General features: G+C 35.7%; 16 protein-coding genes. 9 read left to right on the forward strand and 7 right to left on the reverse strand.

Going from position 1 to position 20,313, the window contains the following annotated elements; genetic code table 11:
• Positions 1 to 143: 143 nt before the first annotated feature.
• From K350_RS0102080 to K350_RS0102090, 3 genes are all read left to right on the forward strand, one after another.
• Positions 144 to 410 carry a hypothetical protein gene (locus K350_RS0102080; protein ID WP_156026848.1) on the forward strand — a complete coding sequence of 89 codons (267 nt, stop codon included), beginning with the start codon at positions 144 to 146 and terminating at the stop codon, positions 408 to 410.
• Between the two features lie 89 nt (positions 411 to 499).
• Positions 500 to 1,711 (forward strand): DUF763 domain-containing protein, encoded by a 1,212-nt coding sequence (locus K350_RS0102085; RefSeq protein ID WP_028978509.1) that lies wholly within the window; start codon positions 500 to 502, stop codon positions 1,709 to 1,711.
• A 96-nt stretch (positions 1,712 to 1,807) separates the two neighbouring features.
• A complete protein-coding gene (locus K350_RS0102090) occupies positions 1,808 to 2,308 on the forward strand; it encodes a DUF421 domain-containing protein (RefSeq protein WP_028978510.1) in 501 nt (166 codons plus the stop codon).
• 62 nt (positions 2,309 to 2,370) lie between these two features.
• Here the strand turns inward: K350_RS0102090 and K350_RS32215 are convergent, their stop codons facing one another.
• Entirely contained in the window at positions 2,371 to 2,523 is a 153-nt protein-coding gene (locus K350_RS32215; RefSeq protein ID WP_156026851.1) for a lmo0937 family membrane protein, read from the reverse strand.
• Positions 2,524 to 2,719: 196 nt separating this feature from the next.
• On the opposite strand from K350_RS32215, the gene K350_RS32220 reads away from it, so the two are divergent.
• The 5 genes from K350_RS32220 (at position 2,720) to K350_RS30680 (ending at position 11,085) form a co-directional block, all read left to right on the forward strand.
• Positions 2,720 to 2,890, forward strand: a complete 171-nt coding sequence (locus tag K350_RS32220; RefSeq protein ID WP_156026854.1) for a hypothetical protein — start codon at positions 2,720 to 2,722, stop codon at positions 2,888 to 2,890.
• A 300-nt stretch (positions 2,891 to 3,190) separates the two neighbouring features.
• Positions 3,191 to 4,375: a hypothetical protein gene (locus K350_RS0102105; RefSeq protein WP_051312769.1), complete on the forward strand. Its 1,185-nt coding sequence runs from the start codon at positions 3,191 to 3,193 to the stop codon at positions 4,373 to 4,375.
• Positions 4,372 to 5,862, forward strand: coding sequence for a hypothetical protein (locus K350_RS0102110; protein ID WP_156026857.1), 1,491 nt, complete (start codon positions 4,372 to 4,374; stop codon positions 5,860 to 5,862). Before K350_RS0102105 ends, K350_RS0102110 begins: the two co-directional genes overlap by 4 nt.
• Positions 5,863 to 6,224: 362 nt before the next feature.
• A complete protein-coding gene (locus K350_RS30675) occupies positions 6,225 to 8,918 on the forward strand; it encodes a cellulase family glycosylhydrolase (protein ID WP_051312770.1) in 2,694 nt (897 codons plus the stop codon).
• 157 nt (positions 8,919 to 9,075) lie between these two features.
• Positions 9,076 to 11,085 carry an Ig-like domain-containing protein gene (locus K350_RS30680; RefSeq protein WP_051312771.1) on the forward strand — a complete coding sequence of 670 codons (2,010 nt, stop codon included), beginning with the start codon at positions 9,076 to 9,078 and terminating at the stop codon, positions 11,083 to 11,085.
• An 80-nt stretch (positions 11,086 to 11,165) separates the two neighbouring features.
• Here the strand turns inward: K350_RS30680 and K350_RS0102125 are convergent, their stop codons facing one another.
• The 4 genes from K350_RS0102125 to K350_RS0102140 form a co-directional block, all read right to left on the reverse strand.
• On the reverse strand, positions 11,166 to 11,717 hold the full coding sequence (locus K350_RS0102125; protein WP_037573576.1) for a 5' nucleotidase, NT5C type: 552 nt from the start codon (positions 11,715 to 11,717) through the stop codon (positions 11,166 to 11,168).
• A 36-nt stretch (positions 11,718 to 11,753) separates the two neighbouring features.
• Positions 11,754 to 12,959, reverse strand: coding sequence for an MFS transporter (locus K350_RS0102130; protein ID WP_028978514.1), 1,206 nt, complete (start codon positions 12,957 to 12,959; stop codon positions 11,754 to 11,756).
• A gap of 49 nt (positions 12,960 to 13,008) precedes the next feature.
• Positions 13,009 to 13,680, reverse strand: a complete 672-nt coding sequence (locus tag K350_RS0102135) for a FadR/GntR family transcriptional regulator (protein ID WP_028978515.1) — start codon at positions 13,678 to 13,680, stop codon at positions 13,009 to 13,011.
• 286 nt (positions 13,681 to 13,966) lie between these two features.
• Complete coding sequence (locus K350_RS0102140; protein ID WP_028978516.1) at positions 13,967 to 15,466, reverse strand: carboxypeptidase-like regulatory domain-containing protein; 1,500 nt, start codon at positions 15,464 to 15,466, stop codon at positions 13,967 to 13,969.
• A gap of 355 nt (positions 15,467 to 15,821) precedes the next feature.
• Between K350_RS0102140 and K350_RS0102145 the strand changes: the two genes are divergently transcribed.
• The gene (locus K350_RS0102145) at positions 15,822 to 16,304 is read left to right on the forward strand and encodes a hypothetical protein (protein ID WP_028978517.1); all 483 of its coding nucleotides are present in this window, start codon (positions 15,822 to 15,824) and stop codon (positions 16,302 to 16,304) included.
• Positions 16,305 to 16,720: 416 nt separating this feature from the next.
• Here K350_RS0102145 and K350_RS0102155 read toward each other — a convergent pair whose 3' ends face one another.
• Positions 16,721 to 18,958, reverse strand: a complete 2,238-nt coding sequence (locus tag K350_RS0102155) for a monovalent cation:proton antiporter family protein (protein WP_028978518.1) — start codon at positions 18,956 to 18,958, stop codon at positions 16,721 to 16,723.
• A gap of 168 nt (positions 18,959 to 19,126) precedes the next feature.
• On the reverse strand, positions 19,127 to 20,200 hold the full coding sequence (locus K350_RS0102160) for a methyltransferase (protein WP_028978519.1): 1,074 nt from the start codon (positions 20,198 to 20,200) through the stop codon (positions 19,127 to 19,129).
• Positions 20,201 to 20,313 lie beyond the last annotated feature (113 nt).

Raw genomic sequence — 20,313 nt, forward strand, 5'->3', positions numbered from 1 at the left:
AATTATCTGAATAAAATTATAAAATAAACGGCCAATCGGATAAATGTTTCAATAAAAATTAAAATAAATTATAATTTTGAATCATTCAAAACCATTATCATTAAAGTACAAATAACTGATAATGAAACAAAACAAGCAAAATCATGAACACTCTCAATTTTAAATATCTAGGAAAAACACTAATTTCACTTTCATTGGGAATAGTTTTGATTTCAGCTTGTACAGCCGAAAAAAAGAGCTCTGCTAAAACACTCAATAGTGAAAATCAGACCTGGCAAAAAGAAAGCAGCAGAGAGACTAAAAAACACCTTAAAAGTGTAAAAGTTAAGCGAAAAGAACTTGAACAATATCAACCATCCGCCTCACTTTATAAGAAACCTAAAAGTGGTAAGAGAAAGAAGCATTTTTAATTTTTAAATTACTTTTCCCTACTCCTTCTCTTTCGTATCTTTAATTATAAGATATTCCTCAACCTCAAATTTACTGACCCTATTATTTCATGAGACGTTCGGGTTCTGCTGACCTTCCATTGCATGGCGGGCAAGTACCATATTGGCTTTCTGAAAGAATGGCAAAACTCGGAGGAGCAATTGTCGAATCATTGGTTTTCCATTATGGTACCTCGGAAGTACTAAAAAGATTAAGTGATCCCTTCTGGTTTCAGGCTTTTGGAGCAGTTTTAGGTATGGATTGGCATTCTTCCGGTATTACAACATCTGTGATGGGAGCCTTAAAGAAAGCTGTTAATCCTAAATCATCAGAGCTTGGAATTTATATTTGCGGAGGTAAAGGAAAACATTCCAGAAATACACCTGCCGAATTATTAAAAATTTCCGAAAAGCAAGGCTTTAACGCAGAAGACCTGATAAGATCAAGTAGACTCACGGCAAAAATTGACAACAACGCAATACAGGACGGTTTTCAGCTATACCTGCATTCTTTTATTGTTACAAAAACAGGAGAATGGGCTGTAGTGCAGCAAGGGATGAACGAGCTCAACAAAATGGCCAGAAGATATCATTGGCACAGCTCGAGCATAAAATCATTTGAAGAAGAACCTCACACCAGCATCTTTGGCAAGAATCAGGGAATGATCTTAAACCTTACAGACAAGAATGCAGCTCCTGTAAGAAACAGCCTGTTAGAGCTAACCAAGGAACAACCAGGAATAATGATGAATGAGATCAAGAAGCTTATAATGCCTCTACGTCATGAGCTCAATGTAACGGATGTTAATCTCAAACGACTTGGAAGTGTTCTGGCTCTTGCACATGAAACTGAAGTAAGAAATTTTGAAGAGCTTATTCTTCTTAAGGATCTTGGTCCACGAACCATTCAGTCCATGACACTGGTCAGTGAGATTATTCATGGCACACCTTCCAGATTTAAGGATCCTGCAAGATTTTCTTTTGCCCATGGAGGAAAGGATGGACATCCTTTTCCTGTCTTAACCAAGATATATGATGAAACCATAGATACGCTGAAACACGCTGTGGAAAAGGCTAGAATAGGAAGTAATGATAAAGATCAAGCAATTAAAAAACTATCACAACTATCATCAGAAATAGAAAAAGAATTTATCCCTAATGATAACTTCGATAAAATTATTGAAGATGAAAGAAATAATGCTTACAAATATGGAGGGATGACTGTCTTTGGTAAATCTAAAAAGCCTGAAGACAAAGGTTCTAATCAACTAAGTCTTTTTTAAGTTGATCATTCACTGATTTACCTAAACTTTATTGGTCTCTAAGAGTTACTTATTGAAGTAACTAAAGAAATATTCCGATACTGATTCTAGGAAATAATGGATCACATCATTCACCTTCTCTTTAAAGCTGACCAATCTGAAATCACATGGTGGGCAATGGTTTTTCGAGGTATAGTCATTTATTTCCTCGCTATATTCATTATAAGATTCGGTGGTAAAAGAATGCTAAGCAGATTTGGAACTTTTGATGTTGTAATCAGCATCATAATTGGGGCAATACTCGCTAAAGCAATTGTGGGAAGTGCAAAATTTTTACCAACTATCATCACCTCTTGTATACTCGTAATTTTACATTTCCTTCTCTCAAAAATAACCCTGTACTATCACCCTTTGGGCCATCAAGTAAAAGGAAATCCCCATTTACTTTATGAAAATGGGAACTTTATTGATGCCGCATTGAAAAAGAATAATATTACCCAGGATGATATAATAGAGTCAATAAGACTACAAGTACATTCAGAAAATTTAAATAAGATAGATAAGATTTACCTTGAAAGGAATGGACAAATAAGTTTTGTTTTTCATCTGCAAGATTAAATAATCAAAAAAGATAAGAGAACGTACTTACTCCTATCTTTTTTGATTTTGTAAGAAACCGGTCAGGCTCCTCTTATAACTCTAAATAAGAAAAAGACAACAGCCAAAACCAATAGTATATGTATAAACCCTCCTACAGCATCACCAAAGCCTAAGAACCCCACAAGCCATCCTATTAACAAGATCACAGCCAATATATATAATAAATTTCCCATAATTGCCTCCTTTTCATTAAAAACGAATCTTTAAGTCCCTTAAGTTTCCTACTATATCCAATCATAAACCTTTTTTAGAAACCAATAAAAATTATTTTTTCAATATTTAATATTGAAGTTATGATATTGATTTACTTAAGAAACTTTTCATCAAATTCTATTCGTTTTTTATATAGACGAATAAAACATTATAGCAATGATTGATCCCGATAAAAAAGTAGAAAAAGATAAGGCTAAATATTCTTATGTTTATCAAAGCACTCAACAACCTTTGCATTTTGAAAATGAAGGTGGAGAATATATAGAAGCTGAACCGAATAGATTAGAAACAACGTTTGGAATTATCGAATACAATAAAAATATTTAATAATTGAATTCTTTAATTTTCTAATCTTTAATACCTCAAGAAAGCTGAGGGTATGAATATTTGTGCCTGAGAAAAATTGTAATTATGAAAAAAATCAAAATATTTTTTTTATAGCTTTTATTACAAATACTTTCAAACCTGCCATATTATCCAACTTATTCAAGCCTATCTTTTGTAGGTTCTAGCCATTGTTTACTGATAAAGTATTTATATAAAGAAAATTATAAAGTATTTTTTAAATTTTAAAAACTTCCTGTAATTAAACATGTTTTCATATATTCACTTTTTTAAATGACTAATATGGAAACAATTACACCTGTATTTGAACTGCCACTAAGAAAAACTGAAGAGCGAGAAAGTCCTGTATCATTATATACAATTTTTCTAATTTTCGGGGTAACCAGCATCATGACCGGGGTTATATGGGATATTTCCTGGCATATGAGTATAGGAAGAGACAGTTTATTTTCTCCGCCACACCTCGCAATCTATTTGGGCGGACTTGCTACTGGCATTGGATCTATCATCAAATTATTAATAATAACATTCAGCAAAAAAGTAAAAATCAGAAACAGTAGTGTATCATTCTGGGGAATGAAAGCCCCTTTGGGAACTTTACTTTGCATATGGGGAGCCGCTGCAATGCTTACATCTGCTCCATTTGATGACTGGTGGCATAACACATACGGTCTTGATGTAAAAATTTTAAGTCCGCCACATGCACTTCTATTTGCTGGCATTATCAGTATCCTCACTGGAACAATGCTTACGGTCCTTTCCTTTCAAAATCAGAGGGAGCAAATTCATCCCATGAACAATAATCTACTAAGATGGAGTTTTGCCTATACAGCATCTTTGTTTCTTATTGCAATGTATATATTCATTATAGAGCATTTAGGAAGGACAAAAATGCATAATCCTTTGTTTTATCAATTGGTTTGTTCTGTTTTGATAATGCCCATTGCAGCTACTATGCGTGGATCAAGATTGAGCTATCCTGCTACAACAATCACAGGGTTCTATACAATAATATTGCTCATCCAATTATGGCTGTTACCTTTGATTCCGGCAGAGCCGAAGCTTGCTCCCATTCTCAATCCAGTAAAGCATTACGTACCTCTGTTATTCCCTTTGTTATTAATTGTACCAGGCTTTATACTTGATAAGCTTTATAAAAAAATCAGCAACAAAAATATCTTTATTCAGGCTGTCTTATGCGGATCAGCTTTCTTTGTATCTGTATTAATAGCGCAATGGTTCTTTTCCTATTTTCTTAATTCGCCTATGTCTCACAATTGGGTTTTCCAAACACATGCCTTGCCTTACTATAAAGATCCTAATGTCCAGCACAGATTTGAATTTGCAAAATTTGCAGGCACAACAAGTCAATACTACATGGGATTTATGATTGCTTTAATACATGCTGTAGTTTTCTCTTACCTGGGTTTGAAATGGGGCAACTGGATGAGGAGGGTACAAAGATGAAACATTCTATAACTTTATTGCTGATCTTTATAAGTTCGCTATCCTATGCCCACATAGGAAGCCCGGATATCGTATATCAGGGTAATGCAGGTCCCTACCCTGTGCTTATAACCATACAACCACCGGATGTAGTGCCAGGAATAGCTAAAATTCTGATAGATGCAGGAAGTGAAAAAATAAATCGTATTAAAATACAACCCGTCTATTACCAATACGGCTCATCAGGAGCCCCTAAAGGTGATGATATCAAAAAGGTGGCCGGAATGAACCACCTATATGAAGGTAGCCTGTGGCTTATGACATTCGGGTCTTCAAGCGTAAAAATATCGGTAGAAGGTAAAAAAGGTATTGGCTCAACAATTGTTCCGGTTCCAGCTATAGCGACTGCAACGAGAACAATGGATCAAACCACTGGCATAGGACTTCAGATTATGGGCGCCTTTTTAATTTTGTCACTTGTGAGTATAATAGGAGCTGCGATCAAGGAATCAACCATTCCTCACGGCGCATCACCAACGCCTAAAGGGAAAAGATCAGCTATTATTGTTATGTGCATTACGTTTATCTCAATTGTATCATTACTAATATTTGCAAATAACTGGTGGGGTAAAGTAGAAAGTGATTACAGAAATAACATGTTCAAACCTCTTAAGTTAAATGCACAAATTGAAAAAGAAAATGATAAAAGCACCCTTTATCTCGATATAGTTAACCCTGCATGGCAAGAAAGGAAAGCAGATGACCTGATAGCTGATCATGGAAAGTTAATGCATCTTTTTCTCATAGATACCAAAGGCCAACAGTTTGCCCACCTTCATCCTGTACCAAAAGATTCATTACATTTTGTGAGTATTTTACCTTCTTTAAATGAAGGAAATTATCTGGTATTTGCTGAAGTTGTTCATTCTAATGGTATGGCTGAAACGCTTACAGATACGCTGCATGTATTGGAAAACATAAATTCAAAAATTACCGACACTGATGATTTTGCAGGAGATGTTCCATTAAATTCAGAGGTCGCCATTGTTGACAATCTAAAAATAAAAGCCAATATTCAGAACAGAATTATTGCAGGTAAACCTGTAAAAATTTCCTTTAAATGCACAGAAGATGGCAATATGCCCGCAAACCTTCAACCATATCTCGGAATGGCAGGACATGCAGTAGTAATGAAAGATGATGCATCTGTTTTTATCCATTTACATCCTATGGGAACCATATCTATGGCTTCTCAATATGCACTTGCAGAAAAGGTAGATGAAAATATAACAATATGTGGCAATCTATCAGAGGCTAGTGAGGCAAGTCTGGACACCACTGGCGTTATTGATAAAAAAACTATTAGTCTTATGAGGTCTAATAAAGAATATAGTAGTGAAATTATATTTCCATATGTCTTTCCAAAGCCTGGAGATTATTACATTTGGATTCAGGTGAAACATAAAGGCACCATTAAAAATGGAAAATTTAAAATAAAGGCTGTCTAAAAGACAGTAATATTTTTAAAATACTTATTAATCTAACACAAGCTTCCTATTTAAATAAGAGGCTTGTGTTTTTTTTATAAGAAATATTACCAAGGATGAAGAATATTTAAAAGAGAGGATCCACAGAACTATCAGAAAATACGATCACTCTAATCTAATTATAAATTCATGATTTATTTCTTTCAAATGAGAATAATTAAAGAGGCAATACAACTCTTATAAATGCGCTGTCTTGCTAACGTTTGTAATATTTTAACTCTAAAAAAAATTTGCAAAGCAATTGCATTTAGCCATGTTCATTTAGGATTTTTAATATTTTTATTATCTTTAGGTTTCACATACTCAAATCAAACACAGAAAAAATGAAAAAAACTCTACTCGTAATGCACATGCTTCTTTTAATAGCTGTGCTTTCCAGAGCCCAGACACCACTTTCTATGAATGGGAGGTTAGGTGTTACTGATGGTAAACTGGTCAATGAATGTGGAACAGCGATACAGCTTCGTGGTCTAAGCACTCATGGAGTGATGTTTCACCAGGAATGTTATACTGAATCTTCAGTCAAAGCAATTGCTCAGGATTGGAAGGCTGACCTGTTGAGGCTTGCTATTTACACTGAAAATAGTGATGGGGCAACCAAAGGTTTTGCCCAATCAACCAATAAAGATTTTTATTACCAGTGGATAGATAATATGGTAAGCCTTACTGAAAAATATGGAATTTACGTAATTATTGACTGGCATATTCTTAAGGACGGAAATCCCCAAAATTATCAAGCACAGGCAAAGGCATTTTTCACTTTGATGTCCAGCAAATATAAAGACAAAAAACATGTCATATATGAAATCTGCAATGAACCGAATAGCGGAACCTCATGGGGAACGATTAAAAGTTATGCTGAGGACATTATTCCTGCAATAAGAAACAATGACCCAAATGCTGTAATCCTTGTCGGAACTCCTGAATGGAGCAGCAGAATCGATCAGGCAAGAAGTAATCCTTTGACTGGAAATAATGCAAAGAACGTAATGTATACGCTTCACTTTTATGCAGGAAGCGGTGCTCATGATCAGTATAAAAACTATTTGAGAGATGCAGTTTCAGCTAAGTTTCCTGTCTTTGTTTCAGAGTGGGGAACAACCGAAGCAAGTGGAGCTGGTAATATAAATGCAGGAAATTCCAAAGACTGGCTATCCTTGTTAGAACAAAATAAAATAAGCTGGGCAAACTGGCAGTTTTCCGACAAAGCCGAATCATCTTCATTGTTAAAAGAGGGTTCGTGTCTTACTGAATCATGGATTAACTTCAGAACAGATAACTCAGGTAATTCAGGAAAACTTATCTATGATGAGCTAAGAAAAACAAAAAACTATACAGCTTGCGGTTCTGTAACTATACCTGTTACTCCTAAACCTCCTGTATGTCCTAATGCCACAGGATCTAATTTAAACATTTATGGCTGCCCTGTTACCAATACCTTCAACACCAACTATTGTCAGGGATATAATACCAAACAAGCTTATGTAAAAACAGATTTCTCAAAAGATTCTGTACCATATTTTACTTATTGGAAAAAGCCATCAGAAGGAAGTACTGTTTATTCAGCAGTTATTAAGAACGAAAAACTTGAAATAACATCTGTAAATGCTGACCCAAACTATTCTACATTCGGATTTGACTTTGGAAAATTAAATGCTACAACCCATATTCCGATTGACTTACGTGCCAATGCAGTACTTAAGTTTGATGTAAGCTTTCAGAAAACAAATTATTCGGCTAATGATATCGCACTGTATATCGAACTTGTTGATGCCAATGAAAAGAGTATCAATGCTACGGCTTTAGGATCTTATAATCGTTTCATCCTACCGGTAAATGGAACAACAAAAACTATTGTTGCTGACTTTACCAATGGAGTTAAAAGAACTCCTCCGCTAACACCTGGAACGAATAGCAATCCGCAGGAAGATACTTACGACAGAACTACATTTGATTTCTCTAAAGTTACCAAAATCACTATTTGGGTAAACCCGAATGTAAGCGGAGTATATTCAAGACCTCCTTTTACTGGAACATGGACTATTGACAACTTCAGCCTTGGATATGATGAGACTAAAGCTGTTAACTGCGAAGAATATGTTGATGTTGATCTTTGTCCTAATGACCCTAACAAAACGAAGCCAGGAAAATGTGGGTGCGGGGTGCCTGAAACTGGCTGTGATTGTAATGGTGTAACCGGAGGTACTGCTTTTATAGACCTATGTGGTAAATGCGTTGGCGGAAATACAGGCCAAGAAGAGTGTGATGGAAATTCTTTTTCAGGAACTCCATATCCTATTCCAGGAACTATTGAAGCTGAAAACTTTGACAAAGGCGGACAAGGAGTTGCATATAATGATCTAACCACCGCTAATGAGGCGGGGGCCACTTACAGACCTGGTGAAGCTGTAGACATTGAACTTGCCGGAGGTTCTACTAACAACTGGAATATAGGCTATACAGCTACAGGTGAATGGTTAAATTATACAGTAGATGTAAAATATCCAGGAACATATCATGTAAGCTTCAAAGTAGCATCTGAACGTACCACAGGAAAATGGCATCTGGAATTGAATGGAGCAAAAATTCCAAACTCCGATTTCACACTAGCGACAGCAACTGGAGGCTGGCAAACATATTCTACCTTAAAAACAACTCAGCCTATCAGTCTGAATCAGGGAAAACAAGTACTAAGACTTGTAATTGACGGAGCAGATGCAAATATTGATAATATGAAGTTTGAAGCTGTAGATGTTGTTATTACTTCTAATCCGGTAAAAACTGAGCGCAAAGTAACAGTGTATCCAATGCCAGCAAATGGTATTATCAATATCAGCCAAGAAACCATGTCATATAACAAAGTATTGATGATGGACATGGCAGGAAATGTTGTTAAAACAAAATCTCTTTCTGCTTTAACAGAAGAGCTTACATTGCAAAATGTTTCCCGTGGTGTCTACATGCTTGAGCTTACAGGTGCTAATGGTATTGAACATGTAAGAGTTGTAGTTGAATAAACTATATCTTCTTTCCATTATATAAAAAGCCCTCCGAAATTCGGGGGGCTTTTTAATTTATTGATTTAAGATCGTCCAAATCCTTTTTTTTCAACAATTCAGTTTACCAATTTCTTATCAATTTGTAATATATAAAGACCAAACTGATCTGATAAATATGAACAGGAAAAACTGCTCCATATGGATTTTAATTAATATTTTATTCGTCCAGTTTTCAAATGCTCAACCACCCGGTGCTTCAGCCAACTGGAAGCTGGTATTTGAAGATAATTTTGACGGTACAAAGTTGGATCAATCCAAATGGGGCTATAATTATCCTTGGGGAAATACGCATAACCACAGGGCCTATATGACAGACTCCATGGTCACTCTCAAAGATGGGATTCTCAGCTTAAAAGCTATAAATAAAAGGCACCCCAAGGCACCTGCAGGAACGGAGAAATACCCTGACTTTGGGTACCTCAGTTTTGACTATACCAGCGGAGCTATTCATTCAAAAGGAAAATTCGAGACTACATATGGATATATTGAAGGAAGATTCAAAGCTCCTTCTACACCAGGAACATGGCCAGCATTCTGGACATTGAATGCCGATGGAGCATGGCCTCCGGAAATTGACATTCTGGAAATTCCTGACGACCGCAAAGTACACCATTACTATTACCACTATGGCCCGGACTGGCAGAATGAGAAATCATTCGGAACCACTCATTCCGGCCCCGACAAATCACAAGCCTTTCACACTTATGGGGTAGAATGGGGCCCTACATACATGAAATTTTATTTCGATGGACAACTACTGAATTCCTATACAAACAGATCAGAAGCTGCACAAGGTAAAAACATGTATATGATAATTAACCTTGCAGTAGATGGATGGGCTCCCACTCCACCTGCGAATGCACAATGGCCAGCCTTATACCAGTGCGACTGGGTAAGAGTATGGAAGGCAAATGAATCGGCAAACTTTGATTTTGAAACCGGTAGCCTTTCCCCCTGGGGCCCTTGGAATAATGCGACTATAACCTCCGATTGCAAAAGGTTAGGCAATTATGGTGTAAAGCTTTCAGGAAATCCTGTCAGCATTGAACGAACAGTTACAGTAGAGCCTAATACCAGATATGTTTTCGGAGGATATGGAAAAGTAAATACCTCAGGAGAAACAGCAATGTTTGGGGTCAAGAACTATGGCGGAAATCAGGTTACCAAAACTGTAAGTGGTACATCATTTACTAAAGATTCTGTTGTTTTCTCTACAGGAAGTTCCAGTACAAGTGCTATTGTATTCTGGTATAAACAATCTGGCACAGGAAGCGCCTGCGCTGATGATTTTTTTCTTTACAAGTTAAATAATCTTCCACCGGTTATAACTATAACAGGTCCAGAAAGCAGTCAGGTCATCAATGCTCCCGGAGAATTGATTATAAATGCCAATGCAACAGACCCTGATGGCTCAGTTGCAAAAGTTGAATTCTATAATGGATCTTCCCTGCTGGGAACAGATGCCGCCTCACCTTATAGTTTTACATTAACCAATTTATCTGCCGGAACTCACATCATCACAGCAAAGGTATATGATAACACAGGCGCAACTACAGTTTCATTACCTCTTCAAATCAGTGTTAACTCCTTGCCTATAATTTCGATTATAGAACCAACTAATAATAGTGTTTTCAATGCTCCTGCTTCAATCAATATTAAGGCAACTGCTAATGACCTTGACGGTACTATTACCAGTGTTGAGTTTTACAGCGGAAGCAATTTAATAGGCACAACATCCCAATCTCCTTATTCAATACTTTGGACTGAAGCTAATGATGGGAAATATGATATTTTTGCCATTGCAAAAGACAATAAAGGCCAGACATCGAAATCCAATACGATTTCTGTTTCAGTAAGTACTGTAAGCTGCATCAATGCCTCGGATAATAATGATCAGTTGATCATCTTTCCAAATCCATTTTCATCCGATTTAAAAATATCGATGGAAAGACCTGAGAAAATTTTAAGTGTAAGGTTATTTAATTCAGAAGGAAAAGAAATTTTCTTTACCAAAGACATTCAGGTAAATGAATTAAGTATAGGTAGCGAACTTCTTCCAGGTGTATACTATTTAAATTTGATAACCGAAACTCACTGCTATACAAGAAATATATTTAAAAAGTAAATCATCTTAAATGAAAATTCCCGCCCAGTTATACATAAACTATGAGTGGGAATTTTTCATTTTATAAGGTATTCTGATTATTAATCAACCTGTGTTTTTAGTTCATTTTCAAAATAACTCAAAGCTTCATTCCAGTTGTTCAGCCTGACATGGTGCCTGACATGGACATTATGACTTGCGGTAAAAAGTAATGGTTTACCTTTAAAGTAATCCAGGTTCTTTATATGATCATCAATCATATAATCTGTATTTATAACAGATTTATCTCCACACAATACGATGTTCTTCCAGTTTATAGCAGGAAAATGTTCTGCAAGCCATTCGTATTTTTCGCTTAAAGACTGAGGGAACTGCATTGCCGCTGAAACAATGAATATTTCATAATTTTCTGAAAGGGTTTGTAATGCTTCTTTTGCCCCTTTCATAACGGGTATTGTGCGGAAAAAACCGGGAGTAAATAAGTATCTCATTACTGCTGTTTTATCCGGCAAGGCTTCTGTTTCTGGTACTCCGCTCAAAGATTTTCTGTCAACCCGAAAGTCATTTTCTTTTTCATACCACTCAATGTAATGGGACTCAACATCAGCAATAACATTATCCATGTCAATTGCGATAGTTTTCCTGATATTCATATTGATACTTCCTAAAATTAAATAAAACAATTAGTACTATTTCTTTTCCAGATTAGGCAAAAATGCTGTAATAAGCCCAATCAGCGGAAGAAACGAGCATAACTGGAAGACATATTCGATACCTGAGATATCTATAAGTTTTCCAAGGATCGCTGAGCCTATTCCTCCCATTGCAAATGCCAGTCCGAAGAACAGGCCTGAGATCATCCCCACTTTTCCAGGAACTAATTCCTGTGCATATACAAGAATAGCGGAGAAAGCGGAAGACAATATTAAACCGATGCAGCTGATCAGCACTGCGGTCCAGTGCAGATTTGCATAAGGTAATAATAATGTAAAAGGAGCCACTCCAAGTATTGAGATCCAGATTACATATTTACGGCCTATCTTATCACCAACAGGTCCCCCAATCAAAGTACCTGCTGCTACAGATACAAGGAAAATGAACAAATATACTTGCGCCGTCTGTATAGACACGTGAAATTTGTTTATCAGATAAAAGGTAAAGTAACTACTCATACTTGCCATATAGAAGTACTTTGAAAAGATTAACATAATCAGTATTCCCAAAGAAAATATGACAGTCCACTTTGGCAAAGACCTGGCTTCAGACTCATTTTTCTGCTTCTTTATTCTTATAAGGCCGTTATTTTTGTACCATATACCAAGGTTAAACAAAACGATAATTGCAACCAAAGCAATAAGAGAAAACCAAATAATCTTGGATTGCCCATAAGGCACAATGATAGATGCCGCTAGCAAAGGACCAATCGCACTACCTGCATTTCCTCCAACCTGAAACAGAGATTGAGCAAAGCCCCTCTTTCCTCCGGATGCCATATAGGCCAACCTTGATGCTTCCGGGTGAAATATGGCAGAACCCACTCCCACAAGGCCTACTGATACCAGGATCATAGGATAAGTAGAAGAAAGAGACAATAAAATAAGACCAATAAGAGTGAATCCCATACCAATAGCCAGTGAATTAGGCTTAGGATTAAGATCCGTGTAATAGCCTACAAATGGTTGTAAAACAGATGAAGTAAGCTGAAATGTAAGTGTAATGAGCCCCAGCTGAGCAAAACTAAGATGAAGGGAGTTTTTCACAAGAGGATAAATAGAGGGAATCAGAGATTGAATGGTATCATTTAACATGTGGGAAAAACTGATTCCTAACAAAATCACCATTACAGTGCTTTGCACAGCTTCTTTTGAAGCAACTAAATCTTCTGAATTTTTCATAATTCAATTGTAATTAATCAGATCATCTGATGTTTAAAGTTAAAAATTTTTATTTGCACTGATTAGTAATATAAGCTGCCCAGTACCAGGCCTTTTGAGAATCCTTACCAATAATTGACTGCAGAAGCGCTTCATGCATAGATTGAGTTTCCAGGAATGACTCCGTATTTACATAAGACTCCTGAAAAGACTTTTTCATCTCCGTGGTAAAAGTCTTGTATAAATCAGCCAGAATATCGTTTTGACTGGCTTCTGCAATGCTTATATGAAAGTTGATATCAGTTTCTATACACCTTTCTGTATTGTTTGCGAAAGCAGCTTCCTTTCTTTGATCCAGGAAAAATTTCATTTTTTCAATATCCTTATCAGACCGAAACAAGGCTGCTTTTTCAGCGATTTTCAATTCTAATAACTGCCGAACCTCATTCAGGTCATTTCCATTTTCTCTTTGAAGCCTCTTTGATAAAGGCTCTGCAATAACAGGATGGCTTTCTACAAATGTTCCTGCTCCCTGCTGCACTCTGACCATTCCCGTATTTGCCAATATCCGCACTGCTTCTCTGATTGTAGACCTGCCTACCCCAAATAGCTGCATCAACTCCGGTTCTGAAGGCAATTTTTGCCCCTCCATATACTCACCGGAACTGATTTTTTGCTTCAGAAGGTTTACAACTTCCTCTGCAAGGTTTTGGCGTTTTATTGGTGTGGGAATACTCATCATATCATCAGATGACTACAAATTTAGAAGATTAACCTAAAAATGAAAAAAGTAATATGAATTTATTTTTAAGCCTTACAATAAACATACACAAAAATTACCAGCAATGATTAAACTAACCAGCTACCCCACTCTGCCGTTCAAATCCTTGCTAATACCTCTCTGAATCTATATGTCCTTAAAACCAAAAATCTGAACAGGCCCCTATGAGATCCGGAATAGTCCAAATACTAATTCACTAAAAATAATTTCACTGATAGCCTCTAAAAATTTTATTCTGCATACCTTCTCATTTATTTTGATACTTCTTTAATTCTGAAGAAGGCACCAGAATAGTCCTATTCTTCCACATTTCAGAATTATAGGCAAATTCTTTTTTAAACTTCATGGTAGAAGGTTGTATTATTCGATTGTATGTGGATTCATCAATATCCTCCGCATCCATTGCAAGCAGCTCCCATTTACTTTCGGAGTTAAAAGACAACTCCACGTCTAATTTCATTTCACTTAATTCCTTATCTATGAAAAATCTTTTTTCCTTTTTAGTAATCGAAAAGCTCCTGTCAATAGATGCGAATTCATTTTGTTTTACACTAATGAATTTGGGGAAATATGCAGTTTTACCTTTTTGAAAAATAATATGAGCCTCTTTAAAATTCATAGAGTGGCCTACTCCAAGTAATTTAAAATTCTCACTCTTCTTACCTTTTGCAAAAGCAAAATCTAACTTTAATACAGCAAATGAAGAAGTTGAAATATACATTGTCCCTTCAAATAGCCCATGTTTCTGAGGAATAAAATGAATTTTGTATACAGGCTCTTCATCTACAATAGTGATGTCATCCATTCTATAGTTGTACTTCCTGATACTATTTATAAATTCCCAGTTTTTACTTTCAGCTAAGGTATACTCCTTTAACAGGTATATAATTTCGCTTTTTACAAGATTTGTATTTACTGTATAGTTGAGAGTGTCATTTTTATTTGTAGTCCAGGTGGGCTCATCAGTCCCTTCATTATCAATTTTTTTACTTAAGATTCCTGTTCTGATTTTATAATAGATATCTTCATTTTCCCTGCTCTTTTCAATATCGCTGAAAAAGGCATCCAGTTTGTCTTCAAACTCTTTAAGAAGAGATTTCTGAGAGCCATCTTCAAGAGAGATCGCCTTTTCAGGAATCAACTTATAACTCGTTCCATTTCCATATAGGTTTACTATAATATCTTCATATTCTACAACCTCTGAAGGAATCTTTTTAAATAGCTCATTAAAAATAGCTTTGTCCAAACCCACAAAGTCGGATTTTTTCAAAACCAGTTGATTATCTTTGTTAAAAGGCGTTCTTTCATAACTATGAAAAAACAAATGCTTTTTATCAAAAGATGCCCGATGATTCTTATTAAAATTATCTTTTACTTTTTTTAATATTTCTTCGACTGATAATTTTTGGGCAATAATCTGAATCTCTTTAAGAAGCCCTGAGGCCTGGGGCATCAATACTTCACCAGATTTCATTAATCCCTCCAACCTGACTTTGATGGTTTCATAGCCTACATATGAAAAAACTACAGTATCATCAGGTGTTAGCTCTTCAGTATCAAGTATAAATCGTCCTTCGCTATTGGAGACAGTGCCTCGTGATTTACCCTGTATTTCAATATTTGCATAAAGCAGAGGTTCTTTGGTAATAGCGTCCAGAACAATACCGGAAACTGATACCGGACATGCTCCAACATTCATATTACCCAAAAGAATCAATACAAATAAATAAATGATGCTTTTTTGCATGGAATTTTGTTAACCAAGAAACTTTTGTGTTAAATGGGTTAAAGTTAATATGTTAGTATAATAATCGGTTAGCAATATCCGATTTAGCCTTGTTTATACATAACGTTTAGAAGTACTCAGGAAATTTTTTTGATACATTTTTACTTTTATTTTTTTAATGCTTAAACAATTAGAATTGTTGCAAGTATTAAATTTTATAATTATTAACTGAATTACTTCATCATAAATTTATTTAATTTAATCTAAAACATAGTACTGATCCAAGAAGATCTAAAATTTTTTTTAGATTCTTGAGGATTTAGATTCCTTTTTTCAACTTTTTTTTTCTAAATTTCGTAAATAAACAGTTTGACCCATGAATAATAGACTTGTTAAGCTTTCGGCAGCTTGTACAATTTATTTGTCCACCTTCCTGCACACTCAAGGCTTTTCGCAAGCCACGCAAAACGTGAGTGCAAAGCAAAAAAGCGATTCAACGCTTTGCTTTGTAAAACCTAATATTAAAATAACGAAGTTCTATTCTAAGGATGAATTAAATAAACTTCAGAAACTTGACCTGATAGAAGTATATAAATCCAGACTTGCTTACCTGATTGAAATTTTACCGTTTCTTTCACTGAACCCTGAGCCTGGTTCTTCTTTCCACGAAATGTCAATACCTGAAACTGAAACTAATATTTCACATCTCGAAAAAGAAATGAAAAACAAACAGGATTTTATTAAATCTCTGTTTGAAACGCTTGATGACGTTGTACCATATTCTGAAAAAACCAACATCATCTGGTCTATTTTATACTTTGATGAAATGATTAAGAAATCAATCAATCAAAATAAGTAATTAAATAAAAAGCCTGCATTTAACTAAAATGCAGGCTTTTTATTTTCATATTAATCTCTTCCTTTCTCATTTTTTAATAAGCCTGTAGACTTCATTGACTTCATCTTCCTGAACCTTTAGCAACACTCCTTCATTTATCGGCGGAATAGAAAGTTCGATAAAAGACTCATTCATTTTTACTTCAGATAAATATACAGTTTCTCCTCAGAAAATTCTCTAGCTCTAATATCACAGTCCTTCCGGAGCTTTATCCGAAAGGATTACAGACAATAGAATAAGAGCATTGAATCTGAAAAAAATAATTCATGGATAAATAGCTGTTTAAATCCTTTAGAATAAATGCAAATTACAAATACCCTCAAACGATTTCAACCTGAATATAAACTGAAAATCTATACATTTTTTAAATATTAGTTTTACAATTGCAATATAAAATCCTGTAATCTTTTCGGATTGGCCACAATCCAGACAATGTCTTCTTCTTCAAATTGCATGGATGAATCAGGATTCAAAATCCTTTCACCATCTCTTTCCAGGCCAACCACAAGTGCTTTAGCCTTTTCTCTCATACCTGAGGAGCGTATGGTAATCCCTTTAAGAGGCGAATTAGAATTAATAGTAACCTTTTGCAGCGTCATAGTTTCCTTTTGAACAGGAGGTCTGTTTTCTTCAGAAAGCTCTATGAATGGCTTTAATTTGGCCAGCTGATCATCTGTTCCGATAACCATCACCTCATCTCCAGGATACAACTTTTCATCTCTGCCAGGATTAGCAATTGTATGCCTTCCTCTTTCTATCATGGCAACGTTAACACCGAACTTTTCTCTAATCCCAAGATCAAAGAGATTCTGTCCTACAAAAGAGGATTCGGGAGAAACTTTTAACTCCACCAGGTGAGCATCCCAAGGAACTATATCCGGTCTGATTTTATCTTTATGCAATGCTTCTGTTTCTCTTTCGTTCAGGTTTGTCAGAAAACGTCTCTCTATCCGACTGTACATCTTTTGAATTTTTTTAGAAAATAAGCTATTCAAGAAAGTAATAATTACAATTACTAGTATTAGCAAATAAGGATCGGAGATAAACTGAATCACTAATAAAACAGTAAAAAACAGCCCCAGTACAACTCTGAACAGATTCAATGCAATGAGTGGGCCGCGGCTCACATTCTCGTTATGCCATAAATTGGAAAATGCATTTTCCTGAATCCTCCTTACTGATAACGCCCATATAAAAGGGGCAGCGAGTAGCAATCCAAAACCTGCAGCTACAAAATCCGAAAATAAAATATTACTAACATGGCTTCTGACAAAAGGCAATAGGTATCTGGTAGAAACAAAGAATATAGATATGATACAAACTGACTGAATAACAATATTATAAATATAGGAATGGAGATATATTTTCCAATCGCTGGTTGTAGTGATTACCTGGGCAGTAGAGCTGTATTTGTTAAGTTTTTTGATCCAGGCAGAAGGAAGTTTTTTTTCAATGAACTCGTACAGCCCTGATGAATATCGAATCAGATAAGGAGTTGTGAATGTAGTTATCGCTGATACCGCAACAGCTATTGGATAAAGAAAATCACTCGTAACTTTCAATGTAAGACCCAATGTTGCAATGATAAACGAAAATTCACCTATCTGAGAAAGACTCATGCCTGTCTGCACTGAGGCTTTTAATGATTGACCGGAAATCAATGCGCCGGTTGAGGTACTGAATAGTTTTCCTACTACTGTTATTAAAGTAATCAATAAAACAGGACCGATATTCTGAATCAACATATCTGGATCGATTAGCATGCCTACTGAGACGAAGAATATTGCACCGAATAAATCCTTAACAGACTTTACGAGATGTTCAATTTTTTCTCCCTGAACAGTTTCAGCAAGTATAGACCCCATAATAAACGCTCCCAAAGCTGGTGAAAAGCCAACTTTGGTAGCTAACATTACCATAATCAGACAAAGAGCAATGGAGACTATCAGCAGTGTCTCATCATTCATTAATTTCCTGGTTTTTTTGAGAAATGTAGGAATAAGGAATATCCCTCCTATAAACCATAAAATCAGGAAGAAGGCCAGTTTCAATACAGAGATAAGCATTTCTGCTCCGGAAAAATTCTGACTCAGAGCCAGAGTTGACAAGAGTACAAGTAGTAGAATTGCAACCAGATCCTCTACAATAAGCACACCGAAGACGAGTATTGCAAACTGTTGTGTCTTTACATCTAATTCTTCAAATGCCCTAATTATAATGGTTGTAGAGGAAACAGACAAAATTCCCCCAAGAAATATGCTATCCATGCTCGACCAGCCAAGCAATTTACCGGTGCCATAACCCAACGCAAGCATAACAATAACCTCCATGGCAGCAGTAATAGAAGCCGCCCCTCCTACTTTGGCCAGTTTTTTAAAGCTGAATTCAAGTCCAAGAGTAAAAAGCAGAAATATAACACCAATCTCAGCCCAGATTTCAATATTTTCCTGATCTGTAATGCTTGGGAAAATAGAAATATGCTGACCTACTAACAAACCAGCTATTATGTAACCAAGTACAAGTGGTTGTTTAATTCTTTTAAAAATTAAAGTAATTAGGCCGGCCGCACCGAGTATCAGCCCTAAATCTGAAATGAGTGGAGGTAAGTGTACCATAACAACAATCTAAAATAAAAATGTAATTTTTAGAAACCCGAAAACGAAGTTCAGGTTTCTAAAATCACATTATAAATAAAATAAACATCTATAATTCCCGGATGTATGGGAACAGGAAGGATAATGTTAAGAGAAACTGAATTGTCTACGATTGTATGGCAGAATCACTTATTTCCTTTTTTTACATCTGAACAGAGTATGACTTACTCCTATGTTGTCTATATCTTCTTCCACATATAAGCCAGCAGCATGAACACATTGGATCAGATTTTTGGAGTGGTACATCTGGCTGTTTCCATTGGCCATGGCAGTAAAATATAAAGATGTCATCTGAAGACTAAAAGCTGATGCCTCAAATTTTTGTCTATCCCAATAAGTTTCCAAAATGTATATTGCACCGTTGTCGTCAATGGCTTCTACACATCTTTTGAGTATGGAAATTATTTCCTCCTCTGAAAAGCAATCCAGAAACTGACTCATCCAAACAGCATCAGCTCCTTTAGGTAAGCTTTGAGATGCATCCAGTAGGTTTACATGGTGTCCTTTTATTCTCTCTGAAAACCCTTCTTTTGCAATATTTTCCTGAGCCATTGCCAGTTGTCCGGGCAAATCAATAATGGTCATTTGAACATCTTTGTCATATTTCACACATTTTAACGAAAACTTGCCGGTATTTCCTCCGATATCATATATACGAGCAGGCTTATGCTTAAAAATATGAGGTAAAACACTGTCGAATGCCTGATCTGAATAATAATGATCAAACTCGAACCAACTTGTTTTTGCCTTTGAAGGTAGCTTTGAAAGACCTTCATAGATAGTTGGCCAGTTTCCGAAAACTTTTAATCCTTCAGGTTTTCCGTTTTTAATAGAATCTTTAAGATCATTTAAACCCTGATAGCAGACATCCTGTATAAAATTGAAGTTTACATTTGTAATCTCATCATACAAAATGAAATGTCCTACTTTGGTAATTACATAAGATTCATCTTCTTTCAAAAACAGAACACCTATTCCCAATCCACCTTCCAATAATACTCTTGCACCATAAACCGATAAATCAAGATCGGCTGCTATATCTTCAAGCTTAGCTCCAGCCTGGCCTTTTTTTGAAACGTACTCCAGAATCCCTAACTCTCTTAAACATCTGACTGCCTGAAAAATAACTGGCGCAAATGCTATTTTCTGGGCTTCTGAAATAGCTTCGATTGCTCGTTTTGAATCGGTTTTAAAAAAATTCATTATTCTCCTTTTAATTAAATTTATACTCTGTTAGATCAGGCAATTTCCTCTGGTTGAAAAAGTTACCCGTTTAATTGATAGTTAATTTTATTTTATAACGTCCATTTGGACTA

This window comes from Sporocytophaga myxococcoides DSM 11118, assembly GCF_000426725.1.
Lineage (GTDB): Bacteria > Bacteroidota > Bacteroidia > Cytophagales > Cytophagaceae > Sporocytophaga > Sporocytophaga myxococcoides.

Excerpts from the sequence above, each read along its gene's own strand:
- K350_RS0102110 (WP_156026857.1), top strand. The coding sequence starts at position 4,372 with ATGAAACATTCTATAACTTTATTGCTGATCTTTATAAGTTCGCTATCC.
- K350_RS30675 (WP_051312770.1), top strand. The coding sequence starts at position 6,225 with ATGAAAAAAACTCTACTCGTAATGCACATGCTTCTTTTAATAGCTGTG.
- K350_RS0102085 (WP_028978509.1), top strand. The coding sequence starts at position 500 with ATGAGACGTTCGGGTTCTGCTGACCTTCCATTGCATGGCGGGCAAGTA.
- K350_RS0102105 (WP_051312769.1), top strand. The coding sequence starts at position 3,191 with ATGGAAACAATTACACCTGTATTTGAACTGCCACTAAGAAAAACTGAA.
- K350_RS0102125 (WP_037573576.1), bottom strand. The coding sequence starts at position 11,717 with ATGAATATCAGGAAAACTATCGCAATTGACATGGATAATGTTATTGCT.
- K350_RS0102145 (WP_028978517.1), top strand. The coding sequence starts at position 15,822 with ATGAATAATAGACTTGTTAAGCTTTCGGCAGCTTGTACAATTTATTTG.
- K350_RS0102140 (WP_028978516.1), bottom strand. The coding sequence starts at position 15,466 with ATGCAAAAAAGCATCATTTATTTATTTGTATTGATTCTTTTGGGTAAT.
- K350_RS0102160 (WP_028978519.1), bottom strand. The coding sequence starts at position 20,200 with ATGAATTTTTTTAAAACCGATTCAAAACGAGCAATCGAAGCTATTTCA.
- K350_RS0102080 (WP_156026848.1), top strand. The coding sequence starts at position 144 with ATGAACACTCTCAATTTTAAATATCTAGGAAAAACACTAATTTCACTT.
- K350_RS30680 (WP_051312771.1), top strand. The coding sequence starts at position 9,076 with ATGAACAGGAAAAACTGCTCCATATGGATTTTAATTAATATTTTATTC.
- K350_RS0102130 (WP_028978514.1), bottom strand. The coding sequence starts at position 12,959 with ATGAAAAATTCAGAAGATTTAGTTGCTTCAAAAGAAGCTGTGCAAAGC.
- K350_RS32220 (WP_156026854.1), top strand. The coding sequence starts at position 2,720 with ATGATTGATCCCGATAAAAAAGTAGAAAAAGATAAGGCTAAATATTCT.
- K350_RS0102090 (WP_028978510.1), top strand. The coding sequence starts at position 1,808 with ATGGATCACATCATTCACCTTCTCTTTAAAGCTGACCAATCTGAAATC.
- K350_RS0102155 (WP_028978518.1), bottom strand. The coding sequence starts at position 18,958 with ATGGTACACTTACCTCCACTCATTTCAGATTTAGGGCTGATACTCGGT.
- K350_RS32215 (WP_156026851.1), bottom strand. The coding sequence starts at position 2,523 with ATGGGAAATTTATTATATATATTGGCTGTGATCTTGTTAATAGGATGG.
- K350_RS0102135 (WP_028978515.1), bottom strand. The coding sequence starts at position 13,680 with ATGATGAGTATTCCCACACCAATAAAACGCCAAAACCTTGCAGAGGAA.